This window comes from Halomonas meridiana, from assembly GCF_009846525.1.
Lineage (GTDB): Bacteria > Pseudomonadota > Gammaproteobacteria > Pseudomonadales > Halomonadaceae > Vreelandella.
In genome coordinates this window covers 1,473,149-1,491,738 of the sequence record NZ_CP024621.1, presented here as the reverse complement: position 1 = coordinate 1,491,738, position 18,590 = coordinate 1,473,149, and the positions used below count along the sequence as shown (strand labels likewise).

At 60.0% G+C, this 18,590-nt stretch carries 14 protein-coding genes; 7 read left to right on the top strand and 7 right to left on the bottom strand.

Annotation, left to right across the window (positions count from 1 at the left end; translation table 11 throughout):
- The first annotated feature begins 23 nt into the window (after nucleotides 1-23).
- The 6 genes from malF to trkA all read left to right on the top strand — a co-directional run bounded on the left by malF (nucleotide 24) and on the right by trkA (nucleotide 7,343).
- Nucleotides 24-1,583: a maltose ABC transporter permease MalF gene (malF, locus tag CTT34_RS07235; protein WP_159341828.1), complete on the top strand. Its 1,560-nt coding sequence runs from the start codon at nucleotides 24-26 to the stop codon at nucleotides 1,581-1,583.
- A 10-nt stretch (nucleotides 1,584-1,593) separates the two neighbouring features.
- Nucleotides 1,594-2,484 (top strand): maltose ABC transporter permease MalG, encoded by an 891-nt coding sequence (gene malG / locus CTT34_RS07230; protein WP_159341827.1) that lies wholly within the window; start codon nucleotides 1,594-1,596, stop codon nucleotides 2,482-2,484.
- A gap of 183 nt (nucleotides 2,485-2,667) precedes the next feature.
- Nucleotides 2,668-4,155: a TrkH family potassium uptake protein gene (locus CTT34_RS07225; protein WP_159341826.1), complete on the top strand. Its 1,488-nt coding sequence runs from the start codon at nucleotides 2,668-2,670 to the stop codon at nucleotides 4,153-4,155.
- 11 nt (nucleotides 4,156-4,166) lie between these two features.
- Nucleotides 4,167-5,258, top strand: coding sequence for a sensor histidine kinase (locus tag CTT34_RS07220; RefSeq protein ID WP_159341825.1), 1,092 nt, complete (start codon nucleotides 4,167-4,169; stop codon nucleotides 5,256-5,258).
- Nucleotides 5,248-5,973, top strand: a complete 726-nt coding sequence (locus CTT34_RS07215) for a response regulator (RefSeq protein WP_159341824.1) — start codon at nucleotides 5,248-5,250, stop codon at nucleotides 5,971-5,973. The genes CTT34_RS07220 and CTT34_RS07215 overlap by 11 nt, the downstream gene beginning before the upstream one ends.
- Nucleotides 5,970-7,343 carry a Trk system potassium transporter TrkA gene (trkA, locus tag CTT34_RS07210; protein ID WP_159341823.1) on the top strand — a complete coding sequence of 458 codons (1,374 nt, stop codon included), beginning with the start codon at nucleotides 5,970-5,972 and terminating at the stop codon, nucleotides 7,341-7,343. Before CTT34_RS07215 ends, trkA begins: the two co-directional genes overlap by 4 nt.
- Nucleotides 7,344-7,383: 40 nt before the next feature.
- On the opposite strand, the gene CTT34_RS07205 is transcribed toward trkA, so the two are convergent.
- From CTT34_RS07205 to CTT34_RS07175, 7 genes are all read right to left on the bottom strand, one after another.
- Entirely contained in the window at nucleotides 7,384-8,121 is a 738-nt protein-coding gene (locus tag CTT34_RS07205; protein ID WP_159341822.1) for an anti-sigma factor, read from the bottom strand.
- Nucleotides 8,118-8,741: a sigma-70 family RNA polymerase sigma factor gene (locus CTT34_RS07200; protein WP_254436466.1), complete on the bottom strand. Its 624-nt coding sequence runs from the start codon at nucleotides 8,739-8,741 to the stop codon at nucleotides 8,118-8,120. Before CTT34_RS07200 ends, CTT34_RS07205 begins: the two co-directional genes overlap by 4 nt.
- 125 nt (nucleotides 8,742-8,866) lie before the next feature.
- The gene (locus CTT34_RS07195; protein WP_159341821.1) at nucleotides 8,867-9,391 is read right to left on the bottom strand and encodes a DUF3455 domain-containing protein; all 525 of its coding nucleotides are present in this window, start codon (nucleotides 9,389-9,391) and stop codon (nucleotides 8,867-8,869) included.
- Between the two features lie 116 nt (nucleotides 9,392-9,507).
- The gene (gene ugpC / locus CTT34_RS07190) at nucleotides 9,508-10,623 is read right to left on the bottom strand and encodes a sn-glycerol-3-phosphate ABC transporter ATP-binding protein UgpC (protein WP_159341820.1); all 1,116 of its coding nucleotides are present in this window, start codon (nucleotides 10,621-10,623) and stop codon (nucleotides 9,508-9,510) included.
- Complete coding sequence (locus CTT34_RS07185) at nucleotides 10,611-12,293, bottom strand: alpha-amylase family glycosyl hydrolase (RefSeq protein WP_159341819.1); 1,683 nt, start codon at nucleotides 12,291-12,293, stop codon at nucleotides 10,611-10,613. Before CTT34_RS07185 ends, ugpC begins: the two co-directional genes overlap by 13 nt.
- Before the next feature lie 147 nt (nucleotides 12,294-12,440).
- Nucleotides 12,441-15,146, bottom strand: coding sequence for an HTH-type transcriptional regulator MalT (gene malT / locus CTT34_RS07180; RefSeq protein WP_159341818.1), 2,706 nt, complete (start codon nucleotides 15,144-15,146; stop codon nucleotides 12,441-12,443).
- A 158-nt stretch (nucleotides 15,147-15,304) separates the two neighbouring features.
- On the bottom strand, nucleotides 15,305-16,840 hold the full coding sequence (locus CTT34_RS07175; protein WP_159341817.1) for a carbohydrate porin: 1,536 nt from the start codon (nucleotides 16,838-16,840) through the stop codon (nucleotides 15,305-15,307).
- Between the two features lie 469 nt (nucleotides 16,841-17,309).
- Between CTT34_RS07175 and CTT34_RS07170 the strand changes: the two genes are divergently transcribed.
- Nucleotides 17,310-18,581 (top strand): ABC transporter substrate-binding protein, encoded by a 1,272-nt coding sequence (locus tag CTT34_RS07170; protein WP_159341816.1) that lies wholly within the window; start codon nucleotides 17,310-17,312, stop codon nucleotides 18,579-18,581.
- The last annotated feature ends 9 nt before the right edge of the window (nucleotides 18,582-18,590 follow it).

The following is an 18,590-nucleotide window of genomic DNA, read 5'->3' as shown; positions in this document are numbered from 1 at the left end:
CGGGCAGCTTTCAGGACTCCATCATGTACACCACCAACGCGTCTCGTGGCCTGCCCCGCCACCGCTCTCGCCATCTTACCGAACGCTATACCCGCTGGGCCATGCGCGGCGTCATTGCCGTGCTGGTCGTCGCGCTACTGTGGCTGGTGCTGGCGTTTCATCTCAACGGCCAGTGGATGTTTGCCCTGCTGTTCTTGGTACTTGGCGGCTCGCTGGGCGTGGTCTTCACCAAACGCACGCTGATGAGCCATCGCTATATCTTTCCTGCGATTGCCGGACTTGGCGTGTTCGTCATTTTCCCTCTGTTGTACACCATCGGGATCAGTTTTAGTAACTACAGCTCTACCAACCTGCTCTCAGAAGAGCGGGTACGCGACCAGCTCATGAGCCAAACCTATCAAGCGGAAGGCAACGCCTTTGATCTGGCGCTTTATCCCGAAGGTGATTTGGTACGGCTCTATTTGGAAAGCCCTCAGGGCCAGCGGTTCGTGTCGTCACCGCTCAATTTTGCGAATCAGGAAAACCGCCAAATTGGCGTGCAGGCCACCGATGCCCCGCCTGCACAGGCAGCGCTAGGGATGCGCGACATCATTCAAGCCCGGGATGCTCTGCAAGGTTTGCGGCTAGTCACGCCCGATGGCAGCGAACTGCGTATGGCGGGCTTGCGCCAGTTTGCGCCGATGGTGAACCGCTACGAGGCCCGCGAGGATGGCGCGCTGTATGATCGCCGCGATGAGCGACTGCTTACCCCCGACCCCAGCATTGGCTTTTTCGTGGCTGACGACGGCGAGCAAATCACCCCCGGCTGGCCGGTCAACGTCGGCATGGCCAACTACACCCAGATTTTCACGGACCCGGACATTCGCGGCCCGTTCATGCAGATCTTTGTATGGACCTTCGTGTTTGCCGCCCTCACCGTGGTGTTTACCCTGGCCGTCGGGTTCGTACTGGCCTCGCTGCTGCAGTGGGACCAGCTCAAGGGCAAGGCCGTTTATCGCACGCTGCTGATTTTGCCCTATGCGGTGCCAGCGTTTATTTCGATTCTGATTTTTAAAGGCATGTTCAACCAGCACTTTGGTGAAGTGAACATGATTCTGGACACTTTGTTTGGCGTGCGCCCCGAGTGGTTTACCGACCCATGGCTTGCCCGCAGCATGCTGCTGATTGTGAATACCTGGTTAGGCTACCCCTACATGCTGCTGCTCTGCATGGGTTTGATTCAGGCCATTCCCCAGGATTTATACGAAGCCTCGGCAGTAGACGGCGGAGGACCGCTCACCAACCTGTTCAAAATTACCCTGCCGCTGATCATCAAGCCGCTCACGCCGCTGCTGATTGCTGCCTTTGCTTTCAACTTCAATAACTTCGTGCTGATCGCGCTGCTCACCGGCGGCAGCCCGGATATTTTGGGAGCCAGCACCCCGGCGGGCACCACCGACCTGCTGGTGAGCTACACCTACCGCATCGCCTTCCAGGATGCCGGGCAGAACTTTGGCCTTGCAGCGGCCATTGCCACGCTGATTTTCCTGCTGGTGGCGGGCATGTCGCTGCTCAATTTGCGCCTTTCCAAAGTGAAGGTATAGGAGGTTACACATGGCCATGGTTCAACCCCGCTCCGTTGGCGTGCGCCGCCTAGGGGCGCACTTAGCGCTGATCGGCTTTGTATCGCTAATTGTCTTTCCGCTGCTGCTGGTGATCTCGATCTCGTTTCGGGAAGGCAACTTTGCCACCGGCAGCCTGATTCCAGAGAATTTCTCACTGGAGCACTGGTCGCTGGCACTGGGGATTCCCTGGGAGCGCGCCGACGGCACCGTGGTCCAGCCGCCCTTCCCCGTGCTGCTGTGGCTGTGGAACTCCATCAAGGTGGCCGTGGTGTCGTCGGTGTTGATTCTGATGCTCGCCACCACCAGCGCCTACGCGTTTGCCCGCATGCGCTTCAAAGGCAAGGAGCCGCTGTTAAAAGGCATGCTGATTTTTCAGATGTTCCCCGCAGTGCTGTCGCTGGTGGCGCTCTATGCGCTCTTTGACCGGCTGGGGCAGTTCGTCGGCTGGCTGGGAATCAATACCCACGGCGCGCTGATTGTGGCTTCGCTGGGCGCGGTAGCGCTACATATCTGGACGATCAAAGGCTATTTCGAATCCATCGACGGTTCGCTGGAAGAGGCCGCCATGGTCGATGGCGCCAGCACTTGGCAGGCGTTTCGCTATATTTTGCTGCCACTTTCCGTGCCGATCTTGATGGTGGTATTCATCCTGGCATTTGTGATGAGCATTATGGAGTACCCCATGGCCTCGGTACTGTTGGTGGACGAGCACAAGCTGACACTCGCCGTGGGTGCTCAGCAATACCTCGCCGATCACAACCAACGCTGGGGTAACTTCGCCGCTGCCGCCGTGCTCTCCGGCCTGCCCATCACCGTCGCGTTTCTGATCTGCCAACGTTGGATCATCGGTGGTTTAACCGCCGGAGGCGTGAAGGGATAAGCAGGCACTTACTAGGCTGTTTCCTCGCTTGAGCATGTTGCTCTTGACCGGCGCCCCACAGCGCCGGTCTTTTATTGCCTGGGTAATTTTTAGGGAAATTTTACGGACATTTTTTTATCGTCATGATGAGATAGCCTTATTAGCCTTAGGGCATTCTAGAGCGGACCCACACAGAGCGGACTTATGGCCACGTTCCCTAGCGCGCGTTACTACCAAACGACTTACCGAAACTGGGCTCCCATTTTCAAAATCATGTCGGTACTATGGCTCGTGCTGGCCATGTTCATGACGCTGCCCCTGATCGTACTGGTCATCGAAAACGATCCCGACGCCCCGGCGTTTGCCGTCTCGCTAATGATCATTCTCAGCGCGACCTTCCTTACCTGGGCGCTCACCCGCGGCGTGCCGCTAGAGCTCAAACCCTGGCAGATGTTCATTTTGACCGCCGGTAGTTGGACCAGCATTAGCTGCTTTGCCAGCCTGCCGCTGATTCTAGGCGCTCCCCAGCTCAGCTTTACCAACGCCGTGTTCGAATCGGTATCGGCGATCACCACCACCGGATCTACCGTCTTGGTGGGCATCGAAAACCTCTCGGACGGCTTGAAACTGTGGCGCGGCTTGATGCAGTGGATGGGCGGGATCGGCATCATCGTCATGGGCATCGCCATTTTGCCGTTTCTGAAAGTGGGCGGGATGCGGCTGTTCCACACCGAGTCGTCCGACTGGTCCGATAAGGTCATGCCACGCACGGGCGGCATTGCTAAAGCCACCCTCGCCGTTTACGTAATTTTGACGCTCGCGGCCATGCTGAGCTATTGGCTGGGAGGCATGCTCCCGCTGGATGCCATCGTTCACGGCATGACGTCCCTGGCGACAGGCGGCTTTGCCAACTCCGACGCGTCGTTTGGAGCGTATGCCGAGCGGCCCTGGCTACTCTGGATGGCGAGCTTTTTCATGCTCAGCGGCGCGCTCCCCTTCGTGCTGTACATTCGCTTCATTCGCTCTTCGAAGAGCGCGCTTTGGAAAGATCAGCAGGTGCGCGGGCTGCTCAAACTGCTGCTGGCTGCCATCGTAATACTGAGCGCGTGGCGAGTCGTACAAGGCGACGACTGGTTCGTCTCGCTGACCCATGTGACCTTCAACGTCATTTCTGTGGTCACTACCACCGGGTACGCCTCCGATGATTACACCCTGTGGGGCTCGCTGCCCATTGCCGCCTTCTTTTACCTGACGTTCGTGGGCGGCTGTAGCGGCTCCACCAGTGGCGGCATGAAGATCTTTCGCTTCCAGATTGCCATGCTGATGCTGCGTAACCAGCTGCGCTATTTGATTCACGCCAACGGCGTGTTCACCAACCGCTTCAATCAACAGCCGGTGACCAGCGACATTTCGCGCAGCGTGGTCGCATTCTCCTTCTTCTTTTTCATCACCATTGCGGTGCTGGCGTTAGGGCTCGCCGCGTTGGGCCTGGATCTTGTCACGGCGCTCACAGGGGCCGCCACGGCAGTGGCCAACGTGGGCCCGGGCCTCGGCGACATCATTGGCCCCGCCGGCAACTTCGCCCCGCTGCCGGATGCCGCCAAGTGGCTGCTGTGCATCGGCATGTTGATGGGCCGCTTGGAGATTTTGACCGTGGTCGTATTGATGACGCCGATGTTCTGGCGGCGTTGAGGAGCTCGATCATGACGGCATCACGACGCCTGCCTACCCGACAAGAGTGGGCGCTGGTGGTGGGCACCAGCCTCGTGGCACTGCTGGCCGCTTGGTGGCTATTCGCCTGGCTCGCGCTAGCCAACCTATCGCTGATTTTCTTGACGGCAGTGCTGGCCTGCGCCGTCTTGGCCGGCAGCTATGCCGCTTTTATCAGCGCGCTGTTGAACTTCGTCATTTTCAACGTGGGCTTTACCGAGCCCTACTTCTCCTTAGCGGTTGCCGAGCGCGAACAGCTAGTCACGCTGCTGTTCTTTTTGATCGTGGCGCTGGTGGTCGGCAACATTACTGGGGTAAGCCGCGAACGTATGCTGGCTCTCAACGCATCGCGACTGGCAGAGGAGCAGGAGCGCCTGCGCTCTGCGCTGCTCGCGTCCGTTTCTCATGATCTACGCACGCCGCTGGCGTCGATCATAGGCTCCGCCAGCTCACTGCGCGCCTTGGATCCTCAACTGACCTCACAGGATCGTTTCGAGCTGCTAGACGGTATCTTGAATGAGAGCGAGCGCTTGAATCGCTACATTCAAAACCTGTTGGACATGACGCGGCTGGGGCACGGTGAGCTTGCCATCGAACGAGACTGGATCAGCGTCGACGACTTGGTGGCCTCAGCCCGTAAACGCTTAGCAGGGTCGTTGACTCCGTTCAACGTGCAGCAGGTATGGGACAGCGAGCTGCCACTGCTACATGTTCACCCCGCGTTGGTGGAGCAGGCGCTCGTCAATGTCTTGGAAAATGCCGCCCGCTTCTCTCCGGCTGGCGGCCAGATCACCATTTCGGCCGCCACCGATAAGACGGCCTCCAGGATGACGCTCACCGTGAGCGATGGGGGCCCGGGCATCCCACACGACTTACGTGAGCAGGTGTTTGAGATGTTCTTCACCGGCAACGACGGCGACCGCAGCTTGCACGGCACTGGCCTCGGTCTCGCCATTTGCCGCGGAATGCTGGGCGCTCACGGCGGAACAGTAACGGCCACCGATGGCCCTGATGGCCACGGCACGAGCATCATCATGACGCTGCCCTTGCCGACGACGTCGCAGGAGCCTCACCATGAGGACTAAGCCTGCTCGCATTCTCATCGTCGACGATGAGCCCGCTATCCGTCAGTTCTTGCGCATTAGCCTCGTCTCACAAGGATTTCTGATTAGTGAGGCCAGCACCGGGCAACAGGCGATTCGGACGGTGGACGAAGCGGTAGGCGCCGAAGCGATCGATGTCGTTCTACTGGACCTTGGCTTGCCCGACATGGATGGTCAGCAAGTGCTTCGTGCTCTGCGCCAGAAAAGCGCGCTACCGATCATTATCGTGTCGGTTCGTGGCCAGGAGTCCGAGAAGGTCACCGCGCTGGATAGCGGTGCCAATGACTATGTCACCAAGCCCTTTGGCATTCAGGAGCTACTGGCCCGTATTCGGGCCGTGCTGCGCCACTATCCCACTGCAACTGAGCCATCTCGCTACCAGTATGGTGCCCTGACGCTGGACATCGACGCCCACTTGGTGACCTTGAGCGGCGAGACAATACATTTGACGCCCAAAGAGTTTGCCGTGCTGGCACTACTGATCAGTCGGGCAGGCCGCATCGTGACGCAAACCCACCTGCTGAAAGCCATTTGGGGCCCTACGCATCAGGAAGACACCCACTATTTACGCATCGTAGTCAGCAAGTTACGCCAAAAGCTAGGGGATGATCCGCAGGCCCCTAGCTTATTACAGACGGAGCCTGGTATCGGTTACCGCTTCTGTGTCGAGTTCGACCGTGAGGAGTCCAACCAATGAAGATCATCATTCTAGGCGCAGGCCAAGTGGGCGCGACCCTTGCGGAGCACCTCGCCCGCGAGGAGAACGACATCACCGTCGTCGATACCGACGGCGCAAAACTGCGCGAACTGCACACCAAGCTGGATATCCGCACGGTGACCGGCGCGGGCTCCTACCCCATCGTGCTGCGCCAAGCGGGCTGCGAAGACGCCGACATGCTGATCGCGGTGACCAACACCGACGAGATCAATATGATCGCCTGTCAGGTGGCCCACACGCTGTTTCGCACGCCCACCAAAATTGCCCGGGTGCGCTCCACCGCCTACCTCACTCGTAAAGGGCTGTTCGCCCATGAAGCGATTCCCATCGACGTGCTGATCAGCCCCGAGCAGGTGGTCACCGACCACGTACGCCGCTTGATCGAGCACCCGGGCGCGCTGCAGGTGCTAGAGTTTGCCGGCGGTTTAGTGCAGCTGGTGGCGGTGAAAGCCTTCTACGGCGGCCCGCTGGTGGGCCAGGATCTGGCGTTTTTGGGCAAGCACATGCCCAACGTGGAAACCCGCGTGGCGGCCATTTACCGCCGCAACCGGCCAATCATTCCCCGAGGCGACACGGTGATTGAAGCCGATGACGAGGTGTTCTTCCTGGCGGCCCGGCGTGATATCCGCGCGGTGATGAGCGAGCTGCGTAAGGTGGAGCGGGACTTCCGCCGCGTGGTGATTGCCGGGGGCGGCAATATCGGCGAACGGCTGGCGGAGCACTTGGAGCACAGCCATCAGGTCAAGATCATCGAGCATAGCCTGGAGCGCTGCACCACGCTCTCCGAGCGGCTGGATCGCACCGTGGTGCTCCACGGCAGCGCCACCAGCAAGCGGCTGTTGGAAGAGGAGAACATCGAAGACTGCGATATCTTCTGCGCGCTGACCAACGACGACGAAGTGAACATCATGTCATCACTGCTGGCCAAGCGGCTGGGGGCAAAGAAGGTGCTCACACTGATCAACAACGCCGCCTACGTGGATTTGGTGCAGGGCGGCGATATCGACATCGCCATTTCCCCCCAGCAGGCCACCATTGGCAGCTTGCTGACCCACGTGCGCCGGGGAGATATCGTCAATGTTCACTCCCTGCGCCGGGGCGCGGCGGAGGCCATCGAGGCCATCGCCCACGGCGATAAGCAGTCGTCGAAAGTGGTGGGCCGCACGATCCGCGAGATCGACCTACCCGATGGCACCACCATTGGTGCCATCGTACGCGGTAAAGAAGTGCTGATTGCCCATGGTGACGTGCGGGTGGAGAGCGGCGACCATGTGATTCTGTTCGTGATCGACAAACGGCGCATTCGTGACGTGGAGCGCCTGTTCCAAGTCGGGTTGAGCTTCTTTTAACAGCGGCGGACAATGAGCATCGCCACCAGGGGTGGCGATGTTAGATTTCGACCGCGCGGCCAATAAACTCAATCGGGCCGGTGGGCAGCCCGGTGGGCGAGCCAGCATCATCTTCCAGCGTCAGCTCGAATAGTTGGTTATCTTCCAGCGGTGGCAGCTGATCCAACCGCAGGCGCAGCGGTTGCCCTGGCTCTACAAGCCCCAGCGAGACAGGCGCTTGCCAATCATCGGCTTTGGTCCAGAACTCCAACGCTTTGCCCTCGGGCACTTCAAACGTGCCCAAAGGAATCAACTGAATCTCCTGGCGATTCGCGGCCTGTACCACCCACCCCGCCGACTGAGTTTGCGGCGCGAGCAGCACCACCATGTACTCTGGCGTTGCGGGAGTGGTCGTGACGTTGGTCAGCAACACCCCCATGGCCAGCGCAGCCGCTAATCCCGCCCCAGCGATTCCGCGCCAAACCGGCAGGCTGTGCCACCAACGGCTACGCGGCACATGAGCGCGCGGCGCACGACGGGAGACCGTCTGTGGTGCTCGGGTGGCCGATGCGTTTAGGCTGCGCTCGATACGCGGCCAGAGATAATCGGAGGGCGTGACCGGGTCCACCATCGCGGTATAGGGAAAGAAACGCTCTTCCCAAGCCGTCACTGCTTTTTGCAATTCAGGGTCGTTGGCTAAACGCGCCTCAAAGGCTTCACGCTCGGCCATGGGCAGCGTGCCTAGCACGTACTCCCCGGCCAGGGCATGAAGGTCATCGGGTTCGTTCGAAGGGCTCATGCCATACACTCCCGTAAGCGAAGCAGGCTGCGCTTGATCCAGGCTTTGACCGTACCTAGCGGCGCGCCCGTGTGCGCCGCAATCTCTGCATGGGACAAACCATCCACATAGGCATGCAGCACGCAGTTACGGCGTTCGGTTTCCAACTGCTGCAGGCACTCGTCCATCCGTTGGCCGGTTTGCCAATCGAAGGCGTCCGTCACCCGCGACGCCTGTTGGAAGGTGTCGTCGTCATCGAGTTCGTGGGGGTCATCCAGGTCGACACTCACTTCGCGGTCACGGCCACGGATGGCATTCAGCGCCAAGTGGCGGGCAATGCTGAAGATCCAGGTACGGGCCGCGCCTTTTTGCGGGTCGAAGCTGTCCGCGCGCTGCCAAATGTTCAGGCAGGCATCGTGAACGATATCTTCCGCCATGCCTCGGTCTTTCACTATGCGCAAAACAACGCCCAGCAGCTTGGCACCTTCGTATTGATAAAGCTGTTGTAGCGCTGCGTGCTCTCCCCGGGCACAGCGGGCGAGCGCATCAGCGTAATCGAATTCTTGAGCGGGCCTTACGTGGCCGTTCTCGGTGCTAATGGTGTTAGCCTTACCTGTTTCAGACATATCACGTTCAGACACATCTTCGCTCCCTGGTAACGCGCCGGCATCGGTCGTCGCACTGCCAGAAGCATAGCGGCTAGGGAGCCTGGATACGAGTCCCTAGCCTTACTGAACTTAATAAAGTTTAGTCAGTGTTTGAGCGCTTAGTTCGCGGTCCAGAAGATGTAGTCGGCTTGATACGTCACGACGGCAGTGGCGCCCTCGTGGCCCTCGTCACAGGCAACGTCAGGGGCAACGCCGCCTTGAGTGTTCAGGCGCTGAATGTAGCTCACGCCGCTCATGGCGCCTTCACCTTCAGCCGGGTTGGCTTCAACAAGCTGCAGCGGAATGTTGCCATCGCCATTCGGCGCCACGGCTAGCTGGGTGCCGGTAATTTTAGAACCATCCAGGGCTTCCCAAGTGGCGGGCGGGCCGTAGTAGCTGCCTACCTGGGTGCCTTCGCTATCGTTCAGCGCAGCGTGCGGGCCTTTAAATACCCAGCCCATGGTGCCGTCTTCTTTGGCTTCACACATGTAGGTAATAGCACCAACGCCCACGGTTTCGAGAGCGACGGTGTTGCCGTCCGGTACTTGGACTTCGGCGGGCGTCATGTCAGCCAGCACGACGTGACTGAAGGATGCAATCAAGGTAGCGGCGAGAGTAGCACGCGTCATATGTTGGATGGTCATTTCAGTCTCCTTGGGTTTTGTATCAACCGCTTTAAATAGCGGCTGTATAGGGGATACACACAAGGAGACCGATTGGATGCACTCTTTTTTAAAAAAAAGTTTAATTCTTTAAAAAATTATCGGCTCACCCCATCCACCATGACTTGGCGCGGGCAGGCATTGCCGTTGGCATCAAACAGGTGGCAGCGCTGACCAGCAATTCCCAAGCGCGAGACCTGCCCCTCTTCCAGCCGTGTCAGGCCATCCAGGCGCTGGGTCAAAGGGGTATCGATACCCACCACCTGCCAGTGGGCCAGAGTTTCATAGCCCAGCTTTTCGGCCACCATCAGCGTGGCGCTCAGCGTCGCATCCGCTTGCTCAGCCGCCACGAAGTCTTCGGCCCGCAACCCTAACGTGGCGTGCTCACCGGCCTGAAGCTGCTGACCGTTTACCGCCACCGCCAGCGTTTCACCGCTATGCAGGCGCACCACCGTTTGGCGCTCACCGGGGTCGACCACCGTCACCGGCAGCGTATTGATACGCGGCGAACCGATAAACTCCGCCACCTCAAGGGTATTGGGAAAGTGATACAGCGACAGCGGCGCGCCTACCTGGGCAATACGCCCTTTCGAGAGCAGCACGATGCGGTCGGCCAAGGTCATCGCCTCCACCTGATCATGGGTGACGTAGATCATGGTGGCGTTTAAGCGCTTATGCAGCGCGGCGATCTGTACCCGCATATCCACGCGCAGCGCGGCATCCAAGTTGGAAAGCGGCTCGTCGAACAGGAACACTGCGGGCTCTTTCACCAGGGTGCGGCCAATAGCGACCCGCTGGCGCTGGCCGCCGGAGAGGTCTTTGGGCTTGCGCTCCAAAAGCTCGGTGAGGTGCAGCATCTCGGCGGCGTGCTCCACGCGGCGGCGAATTTCCGCTTTGTCGGTGCGCGCCAGCTTCAAGCCAAACGCCATGTTCTCGGCCACGCTCATGTGCGGATAGAGCGCGTAGGATTGGAACACCATGCCGATGTCCCGCTCCTGGGGCGGAATCTCGTTGATACGCTGACCATCGAGCTGCATATCCCCAGTGGTGATGTCCTCCAAGCCCGCGATCATGCGTAGCAGCGTGGATTTACCGCACCCGGAGGGGCCCACGAAAACGACGAACTCGCCGTCTTCGATGGTGAGGTCGATATCTCGTGAGATTTCGACACCATCGAAGGATTTACCGATGCCGCTGAGGGTTAAACCTCCCATGGCGCATCCTCCTCCTGTGCTTGCGGGCAGCGGGCAATCGCCACCCCAAACGGCGGCAGCGTCAGCGTACCTGCTTGCCACTCGCCGTTTAGCCACTTAGGCGCATCCTTCAATGCTTCAGCACCCTCGGGAGCCGGGCGGGTCACGGTTTGATCGCTAAAGTTCAGGGCCACCAGCAGGCGTGTTTGCTGATAGGTGCGCTCCAAGCAAAGCACCTCGTCGCGTACCGGGTGATAGCGCACGTCGCCTTTAACCAGCGCAGGCTGCGTGCGGCGGAAGGCTAAAAAAGCTCGGTAGGCATTGAGCAGCGAATCGGCATCCTGCTCTTGCTGGTCCACCGCCAAACTTGCGTGGGAATCGGGCACCGGCAGCCAGGGAGTAGCGCTGCTAAAGCCCGCATGGCGGGCGTCCGCCTGCCAGGGGTGCGGGGTGCGGCAGCCATCGCGACCTTTATAAGCAGGCCAGAAGGTGATGCCCGCCGGATCGACGAGCTGCTCGAAGGTCAGCTCCGCCTCGGGCAGGCCCAGCTCTTCGCCCTGATAGAGGCATACGCTGCCCCGCTGGCTGAACAGGAACACCAAATAGAGGCGCAGCTTATCGAGCTGCCCTTCCGCCTGCCAGCGGGTTGCCAGCCGCGTTACGTCGTGGTTTCCCAGCGCCCAGCAGGGCCAGCCATCGCCAATGCGCGCTTCCATTTCGGTGAGCGTTTCGTGCAAGTAGCCAGGGTCGGCTTTATCGGTCAGCAGGTTGAACGAGTAGCACATGTGCAGGCGCTTGCCGCCCTGGGAGTACTCCGCCATCACGCCGAGCGCATCGTCGTCGCCCACTTCACCTACGCTTGTGGTGCCGGGGTACTCATCCAGCAGCGCCCGCAGCCGCTCCAGAAACACCAGATTTTCTGGCTGGGTTTTGTCGTATTGGTGGAGCTGATAGCCGTAGGGGTTGTCGGGGCGAACGCCCAGGAAGCTCTCGGTAACTTCCTGGCGCGGCGGGTTGTCTTTTAACTCGCCGTGGGTGCAGAAGTTCACCGCATCCAGCCGGAAGCCATCCACGCCGCGCTCCAACCAGAAGCGCACCTCTTCCAGCATGGCGTCGACCACCGCAGGGGTGCGGAAGTTAAGATCCGGCTGGCTGGCCAAGAAGTTATGCAGATAGTACTGGCAGCGGCGGGTATCCCACTGCCAGGCGCTGCCGCCGAATACCGACTGCCAATTGGTGGGCGGCGCGCCGTCGGGTTTGGGATCGGCCCATACGTACCAGTCGGCTTTGGGGTTGTCGCGGCTTTGGCGGCTCTCTTCGAACCACGCGTGCTGGTCGGAGGTGTGGGACATCACCTGATCGATCGTCACTTTCAGCCCCCGCGCGTGGGCCGCTTCGACCAAGCGGTCGAAGTCTTCCAGCGTGCCGAACATGGGGTCGACATCGCGGTAGTTGCTGATGTCGTAGCCGAAATCTTTCATCGGCGAGGTAAAAAACGGCGACAGCCAAATCGCATCGACGTTTAATGAAGCGATGTAGTCGAGCTTGTCGATCACCCCTTTCAAATCGCCAATGCCGTCGCCGTGACTGTCCATAAAGCTGCGCGGGTAGATTTGGTAAATCACCGCGCCGCGCCACCAGTCGGCTCCTTGGCTGCCAACGTAGTGAGAAGTAGAAGGTGTCTGCATCATGGTCCTTATCCTTGTTATTGCCGACGGTGTCTCAAATCGTTGAGTCATCACCCATGGTCGGCATGATGCAGGCTACGCCGCTTGATAGAATCCTCCCCCACTGGGCGCATCAGGCGTAGGCGTGGGGAGGAGTGGTCACACGGCACCTCACTCCCCCTGAATATGCGCCAAGAGCTGCCCTGCCAGCGCAATGGCTTCGTCTCGACGGCGAATGTTCTGCTTTTGGTAAAGGCTACGGATATGGGTCTTGATGGTAGTCGGCGCCACCGAGAGCTGTTCGGCAATCTGTTCATTGGAGAGCCCGGCGTGGATCAGCCCCAGGATTTGCCATTCGCGGCGGGTCAACGGCGACGTGCGAATCAGTTCCGGCACGTCAGGTCTTGCGACGATATCCGCGATCACCGTTTCGTCCAACATCAAGCGTCGGGCGCTTCCAAAGTCTTTCTGCTGACCCGCCAGCGCCAGCAGCCGCTCTGCCCTCGCCTGCTCCAAGGCTGATAGCGTGCCGTCCGTCAATAAGCCCGACAGCAGATCTCCCAGCGGTTTGCCCATGCGCAAAAAGCTGCCTATCAACGCCGTGCGAGACGCCAAACTGAGCGCTTGATGCATATGGTGCCGGGCTTGCTCCTCCTGGCCAGCCGACCACGCAGCGGCCGCGAGGCAGAGCTGGTTGCGGTTGGCATCGGTGACCAGCCCAAGTCTTTGAGTATGGACTTCGAGTGCTTCCAGCAGCGCGCGGGCCTCATCAAAGCGGCCCAGCAGCGTAAGCGCCCGAGCGTGATTGCGTACGTTGCATTGGGCAAAGTGGTTGGTGGCCCCTTCGGTGATGGGCGCGGGCGCTTCCTGACGCCAGCGCTCCACAGCGTCGAGGTCTTGCGTGGAGTGCCACCAGGCCAGCAGCGTGGCGTGGGCATTGGCGACCCAGTCGATATGGTAATCGCCTTCGGCCAGGATTTTACGCAGCCGCCGAATATGGTCAGCGCACTGAGCCTGATCGCCACGGCTCTGGGCAATTTTGGCCAGTTGAATGTGGCACTGCAGCGTCCAGCGCTCGCCCTGGTTGTCCAGCACGGCAATGCCTTTCAGTGCGGCCTGCTCGGCTTCATCCAGGCGATGCCACTCCCAGAGCACTTGGCTGCGAATCCGGTAGAGAAACTCCGCCACGGGCAGGTGCTCGAGCTCTGCCCGCTCCAGATGGGCAAAAGCGCGCTCTTGAATATCGTAAGCGGCCTGCAAGCGCCCCTGGGCCACCAGCGTTTCCGACTGATGGCAGAATGACCACAGCAGTAGCTGGTGATCCTCTCGCTGGCGTGCCAGACGCTCCACCTCGCGCACCCGTTGCAGCGACTCGTCCAGATAGCCCAGCACGAAACGCGCCTCGCTCAAGATGGCGGTCGCGGTCAGCGGGGTGGAGGCTAAATAGCGGGCGGGCACGGCCAGCGCCTGTTCAGCGAGCGGCGCAGCGCGCTCGGCGTTGCCCTGATTGATCGCTAATTGGGCGCGCAGGGTGGCAAACTCGGCAGTCAACCGCTGCCACTCTGGGGCCTCCAGCTGCGCTTCGATCCATTGGATGACTCGTGCGGTGATATCGAACTGGAACTGCGCATGGGAGACCCAGCCGTAGAGCAGCGCCAGCTCTGGGCGTGTCGAGATTTTCGGCTCCCCCAGCAGCCCAAGCCCTTGAGCCAGCAGCGCGTAGGCCCCGCTGGCCAACAGCGCTGGCCCTTGCGCGACCAGTAGACTAGCCACCTCCTCGGGCGATTCCGCCAAAATGGCTTGGCGCAGTGCCATGATCGGGTCGTTGAGTGCCAACCAGGCTTGGCTGGCCCGCTGATGCAGGGTGCGCTGGGTGGCAAGGCTAAGCTCGTGGCGACGGTGGCGCAGGTACTCCCCGAACAGCCGTTGAAAGCGGTACCACTGGGCGTGGGGGTCGGGCCGCTCGATGAACAGACCCGCTTGCTCGAAGGCATCGAGCCGCTGGGTAAGCCGCTCGCCCTCTAGCAGGCGCGCCATCAATTCGGGGGAGAAATGCTCCAGCACTCCAAGCTGCAGCAGGAGTTCACGCTCTTCAGGGGGCAGCGCCTCGGCCAGCCGTTCATCGAACCAGGCCACAAAATCGGGATGACCGCCGTTTAGCCGCTCGACCAGCGCATCGAATCCGGCGCGGGTCGTCGTACGCTCCACCAGCCAGTTCAGGGCCATCACCCAGCCGCCGCTTCGGCGCAGCGCCCGCTCCAGGCTCACCCGAGTAGGCGGAAAACTGAGCTGCTCGGCGCAGAGGGTTTGCGCCTCTTCGCTATCGAAGGCCAAGGCGCCTAGATCGATCTCTTCGAGTTCGCCGCGCAGCCGCAGACTGGCAAGGCCCAGCGCAGGCCGAGAGCGACTTGCCAGAGTCAGGGTCAGCCAGGGCGGTTGATGGCGCAGCCAGTGGGCCAGTCCGGCCAAAATGTCAGGATGCGTCAGGTGTTCGAACTCATCCAAGACCAGCCGACAAGCGGCTCGCTGCTTTGGCAGCTCGCCCAGCCAGCGCTCTAGCTGCTCCACGCAGTCCGCCGCCTCGGACAAAGGCGACAGCAGCGCATCCTCCCGTAACAGCGTATCGATGGCGGCTTGCCAGTAGCGCAAAAAGCGTTCGGGCTGATTATCGCGCTGGTCCAGGCGCAGCCAGGCGGCGTCTTGCTCTAGGGCGGGTAGGCGTTCTGCCAGTAGCGTGGTCTTTCCATAGCCCGACGGGGCTTGAACGAGAAGCAGGCGCACGCGCTCGTTCAATGCAAAGGCATCATTGAGGCGTGGCCTTGCCACGACGCCCAGTGGCAACGTCGGTGCGGTAAGCTTTTCTTGTAGCAGCGGCATGGCCCTCTCCTGTGTGTCTACCAACGTCCTCGTCTCATGACTTAGGCTACTCATTTGGACAATAAAAAGCCCGCGACGAGTCGCGGGCAATCAGCATTGGCAAACGTCGCTCATGTCTCCATGAGCTCAAAACAGTCTTGCTAGCGAGCGGTTCGCGCTTAGAACCATACTTCGGTCTGGACACCGAAGGTAAACTCACCACCTGTGAAACCGTCGCTGCCCAGAGAGCTGGCACCGTAGCTGTTCAGGCTCTCATCCCAGTCGCTGTAAGTGGTGAACAGACGAATTTCAGGACGCTTCCAGAACCCGCCAACTTCCGGCTTGAAGGTCGGGGCGATGGTGAACTTCATGTAGTCGCCGTCCACCGCATTGCGACCGCTGTAGCCCTGCGGCTCGAAGTCCATCCACTGGTAGCTGGCTTCGTACTGCATTTCGAAGTTCTGGTTAATCTCATTCGCCAGGCGAACGTTCAGAGTGGCCCAGTCGTAGCTGTCGCCGCTAGCAAAACGGTCGTCGCTGGTTTCTGCCAGAATGGCCGGCGCAATACGCCACTGCGGAGCGAGGTAGGTCGTACCGTAGAGTGCCAGACGTGTTGCGCTAGCATCATCGGTCAAGTCGCCGTTGCTACCCAAGCCTTTCACCTCGGCACCCAGGCCTTGGCCGTGCAGTACGGCGGCCTTGAAGTTACCGTCGCCCATACCGAAGAAGCTATCACCGTGGTAGGCCACCATGGTGTGCCAACCGGTATCGGCAGCGGTTTGACCCACGCCAATATCGCGCTCGTCGTTATCGGCAGCGGACATGCCGTTGACCATCACCTGCCAGTTACCGAAGTAGTTATTGGAGGTCAGGACCAGGTTGTCGGTATCGCTGTTTTCGCCATCCAAGCCGGGGTTTTCACGGTTGATGACCGGGTAGTCGCTGAAGCTGCGACCATAGAGCGAGAAGTTGGTTTTCCAGTTCTCCGCCAGCTGCACGTCGTACACACCGCCACCGGTACCGGCGAGGAAGACCACATCGCTGTCGAGCCAGTGAATGTCGAAGTTATTACGATCAAACCGTTTACCGGCCCAAATCGAGGCGTTCTCGAAGGCACCGGTGAAGCTCGGCAGGTCGCTGAATTCTGCGTACACCTGACGCACGTTCAGGTTGGTGTCATCGCCCACCCAGTCGTTGCTGGAATTGGTGCCATGGGCCAGCATGGTGGTGTAACGGGCTTTGGCGCCGTTATCGAACTGCATGCGGTAGTTCAGGATGGCTTCAGAGTAGGTGTCCGGCTCGTTACCCAAACGCCCCACCGCGCCGCCATTACCACCGGCGGGCGTTAGGTACGGGCCGCCCGGTGCGCTTTTGCCATCTTCACCGATCAGTAGGCCAGAGCGAGCATACACGTTGAACGAGAAACCCTCTTCGCCGCTAGCCTGGCGTTCGACGCGGGCCAGGCGCTCTTCGATATCGGCATTGGTAGTCGCCGCAGCCGGGGCGCTGGATGCAGGCGCGGTTCCACGACCTTGCTCGGCTAGCTCGGCGCGGCGCTCGGCCGCTTCAGCCCGCTGCTCAGCAGCTGCAATGCGTGCTTCCAGCTCGGCAAAGCGCTCTTCCAAGGTCATGTCAGCATTGGCGGCACCGCAAAGACCGAAGCTGGCAGCGGCGACGGCAATGGCTAAAGGTGTTTTGAACGTCATTTTATGCATTGTTTTTCAACCCTAGTGTTAAATCCTATTGTTTTTTATCCCGAACGCCCGAACCCGTTTGGCTCCCTACTTTTTGATCACCGGCCCCAAAACCGGTGTAAAAAAGCCAGCGTTTCAGTGCTGCCACCCGTGTCATTACTTCGACTCGCCGAAGCCTGTGCCCAACAACGCGACAAGGTGATTGACCCAACGTGTTGCAAAGCAACTTTCGTGTTGTGTGAAGATAGAGTGACAGTTGAAACTTAATCGATTAAGAGCACGTAAACCAACAAGCTTTTACTAATTATCGACCAATGTCTAAAAGGTTATTTATCTTAGAGAAATTGAATTGACATAGATTAGACAAAAGTCGCTATTGAACTTCACGACGACAGACGGCTAACTGGCAGCGTACTTAATCGTTTAAGTAGGCGCTATGAGCGCATTGATACCCCATCACCCACAACAATAAACGCCGAGGAACGCCGTAATGAAAAAGACACTACTCACTTCAGCTATTGCTTTGGCCAGTCTTGCCAGTGCCACCGGGTCTGCCCAGGCGGCCGAACTGACGATCTCCTGTGGTGCGGTTGGCGCAGAGTTGACCCTTTGCCAAGAAGGCGTGCGCGCTTGGGAAGAGAAAACCGGCCACAGCGTCGATGTGGTTTCAACGCCCAACTCGTCTACTGAGCGCCTGTCGCTCTATCAACAAATTCTCTCCGCTAACTCCAGCGATATCGACGTGATGCAGATTGACGTGGTGTGGCCGGGCCTGCTGGCCAACCACCTGCTTGATCTACGCGAAGTGCTGGGTGAAGACGCCGCTGCCGGTCACTTCGACACCATCGTGACCAATAACACCATCGACGACCGCCTAGTCGCCATGCCCTGGTTTACCGATGCGGGTGTTCTTTACTACCGCGAAGACCTGCTGGAAAAGCATGGCCACGAGGTGCCCACCACGTGGCAAGAGCTGACGGAGATCGCGCGCGATATCCAAAACGCCGAGCGTGAAGCGGGCAACGACCGTATGCAAGGCTTCGTGTTCCAAGGCCGCGCCTACGAAGGCCTGACCGTCAACGCTCTCGAGTGGGTTGCCAGTTTTGGCGGCGGCACCGTGGTCGATAACGAAGGCGAAGTGACCATCAACAACGAGCGCGCTGCCCAAGCGCTGGATCTGGCCGCCTCTTGGATTGGCGACATCTCCCCTGAAGGCGTGCTGAACTACACCGAAGAGGAAGCACGGGGTGTTTTCCAGGGCGGCAATGCCGTCTTCATGCGCAACTGGCCCTACGCGTGGTCACTGGCCCAGAGTGACGATAGCGACGTGCGCGGCAAAGTAGGCGTCGTGCAGCTGCCTGCCGGCGGTGAAGAGGGCCAGAGCGCCGCGGGCCTGGGCGGCTGGAACCTGGCCGTGTCGCGCTACAGCGAGCATCCTGACATCGCGGCGGACCTGGTTGCTTACCTGACCGGTGAAGAAGAGCAGAAGCGCCGCGCCATTCAGGCTTCTTACAACCCGACGATCGATTCGCTCTACCAAGACCAGGAAGTGCTGGATGCCGTGCCCTTCTTCGGCACGCTTTACGATACGTTCACCAACGCGGTGGCCCGCCCCTCTGCCCCCACGGGCGATGCCTATGGCCGTGTCAGCAACGCGTTCTTCAGCACCTCTCATGACGTGCTATCCGGCACCAAAGATGGCGCTCAAGCCGTCGCCGACCTTGAAGGCGAATTGCTGCGCCTGAAGCGTCGCAACTGGTAAACGCGGAGA

Bases quoted from the DNA above. Each gene is read 5' to 3' on its own strand.
- CTT34_RS07195 (WP_159341821.1), bottom strand. From the start codon at position 9,391: ATGACCATCCAACATATGACGCGTGCTACTCTCGCCGCTACCTTGATT.
- malF (WP_159341828.1), top strand. From the start codon at position 24: ATGTACACCACCAACGCGTCTCGTGGCCTGCCCCGCCACCGCTCTCGC.
- CTT34_RS07225 (WP_159341826.1), top strand. From the start codon at position 2,668: ATGGCCACGTTCCCTAGCGCGCGTTACTACCAAACGACTTACCGAAAC.
- CTT34_RS07215 (WP_159341824.1), top strand. From the start codon at position 5,248: ATGAGGACTAAGCCTGCTCGCATTCTCATCGTCGACGATGAGCCCGCT.
- ugpC (WP_159341820.1), bottom strand. From the start codon at position 10,623: ATGGGAGGTTTAACCCTCAGCGGCATCGGTAAATCCTTCGATGGTGTC.
- CTT34_RS07185 (WP_159341819.1), bottom strand. From the start codon at position 12,293: ATGATGCAGACACCTTCTACTTCTCACTACGTTGGCAGCCAAGGAGCC.
- CTT34_RS07220 (WP_159341825.1), top strand. From the start codon at position 4,167: ATGACGGCATCACGACGCCTGCCTACCCGACAAGAGTGGGCGCTGGTG.
- CTT34_RS07205 (WP_159341822.1), bottom strand. From the start codon at position 8,121: ATGAGCCCTTCGAACGAACCCGATGACCTTCATGCCCTGGCCGGGGAG.
- malT (WP_159341818.1), bottom strand. From the start codon at position 15,146: ATGCCGCTGCTACAAGAAAAGCTTACCGCACCGACGTTGCCACTGGGC.
- CTT34_RS07170 (WP_159341816.1), top strand. From the start codon at position 17,310: ATGAAAAAGACACTACTCACTTCAGCTATTGCTTTGGCCAGTCTTGCC.
- CTT34_RS07175 (WP_159341817.1), bottom strand. From the start codon at position 16,840: ATGCATAAAATGACGTTCAAAACACCTTTAGCCATTGCCGTCGCCGCT.
- trkA (WP_159341823.1), top strand. From the start codon at position 5,970: ATGAAGATCATCATTCTAGGCGCAGGCCAAGTGGGCGCGACCCTTGCG.
- malG (WP_159341827.1), top strand. From the start codon at position 1,594: ATGGCCATGGTTCAACCCCGCTCCGTTGGCGTGCGCCGCCTAGGGGCG.